Consider the following 637-nt stretch of genomic DNA (forward strand, 5'->3'; position numbering starts at 1 on the left):
TGCCGGGTCCCACATGGCGGACCATCAGGTCGATCTGCGACTCGTGCGCGATAACCTCGGGCATGCGTCACTGACGACGACCAGTCAGTATCTTCACGTTGACGACGATCGCCGGCACCGCGAGACCGACGAGAAACACCGTATTGACTGGTGATGACGGGTAACCGATGGCAGCCATAACTCACCACCACCTACCGCCTGATCTGGAAATCGCCGGCCGTGAGCCTGACGGGTTCATCCGGACGCAGGCGGACCTTTCTTTCGGCGACCGCGATAATGCGGCACCGTCCGTCCGCAAATGCCTTGATCATGCGGACCGGGTCCGCGTCTTTGGGCAGCCAGAACTGCGCTTCGAGCGCCTCCCGCGTAATCGCACAGGCAACCTCGCTGCGATGCCCGGTCAGTCGAAACGAAATTTCATGCCGGTCCGCCGCGACATCTGGCATCGGGTCAATAACGTCCTTGATTTCCACCTCCTGAATTCAGCTGCGAACTTTCAACTTCCCGTCGCCTGTCTTCATTTACAGAACGGAGAACAGGCGCGCGCAGCGGATATATGTCTGGACAACTCGCGGTGTAGATTCCGCCGGCCCTACTGGAGACGGGATTTGCGGTTGACGGGGACACAGAGGTGTCG

At 59.8% G+C, this 637-nt stretch carries 2 protein-coding genes; one reads left to right on the forward strand and one right to left on the reverse strand.

Features of this window, described 5'->3' with window-relative positions:
• The coding region (locus tag P0D96_RS48305) for a tyrosine-type recombinase/integrase (protein WP_408321065.1) at positions 1-154 on the forward strand (154 nt) is incomplete at its 5' end.
• Between the two features lie 37 nt (positions 155-191).
• On the opposite strand, the gene P0D96_RS48310 is transcribed toward P0D96_RS48305, so the two are convergent.
• Positions 192-473 carry a DUF1488 family protein gene (locus tag P0D96_RS48310; RefSeq protein WP_408321435.1) on the reverse strand — a complete coding sequence of 94 codons (282 nt, stop codon included), beginning with the start codon at positions 471-473 and terminating at the stop codon, positions 192-194.
• Between the last annotated feature and the right edge of the window lie 164 nt (positions 474-637).

Source organism: Paraburkholderia sp. RL17-347-BIC-D, assembly GCF_046027915.1.
GTDB lineage: Bacteria > Pseudomonadota > Gammaproteobacteria > Burkholderiales > Burkholderiaceae > Paraburkholderia.